The sequence below is a fragment of the Pseudomonas sp. HMWF006 genome (genome assembly GCF_003061205.1).
Taxonomy (GTDB): Bacteria; Pseudomonadota; Gammaproteobacteria; order Pseudomonadales; family Pseudomonadaceae; genus Aquipseudomonas; species Aquipseudomonas monsensis.
In genome coordinates this window covers 16,214-16,815 of sequence record NZ_QAIU01000586.1, presented here as the reverse complement: position 1 = coordinate 16,815, position 602 = coordinate 16,214, and the positions used below count along the sequence as shown (strand labels likewise).

Annotated in this window: 1 protein-coding gene; it reads left to right on the top strand. The window is 59.8% G+C overall.

What is annotated here, in order from left to right; translation table 11 throughout:
* Positions 1 to 265: 265 nt before the first annotated feature.
* Positions 266 to 602: OprD family outer membrane porin (locus DBR24_RS34040; protein WP_256591892.1), on the top strand; the 337-nt coding region annotated here is incomplete at its 3' end.

The window sequence follows — 602 nt, the reverse complement described above, 5'->3', positions numbered from 1 at the left end:
GCCTGATCCCCCCCACAAAACCCGGCAGAATCTTGCGTTCGATAATCGCCCAGAACCCGCTTTCCCCGATTGAAACCCGCCCTTCGCGCCCCGCACCATTCGCTCCACAAAACCAATAACAACAGGTTCGATACCATGCTCCCGCGCCCTGCTCCGTCCGGCTGATCGCTCGCCGCTTCATCCCCAAAAGTGCAACTTCGTAACTGCCCCGAGAACGGCGGCAACGGATTTCGTTCGACCCCAAAAAATAACAAGAGACCCTGCGATGACCCATCCCATTGCGCCGTATGCAATTCCCGGCCTGATCGCCCTGACACTGGCTGGCGCGGCCCTGCCAGTAGCGGCCGAAGAAGCCGGTTTCATCGAAGGGGCAAAGGTCAACCTCAACCTGCGCAACTTCTACATCAACCGCAACTTCACCAACCCGACCAAGGCCCAGGGCAAGGCTGAAGAATGGACGCAGAGCTTCATCCTCGACGCCAAATCCGGCTTCACCCAAGGCACCGTCGGCTTCGGCATGGACGTACTCGGTTTGTACTCGGTGAAGCTCGATGGCGGTAAAGGCACCGGCGGCACGCAGCTGCTGCCGCTGGATCACGACG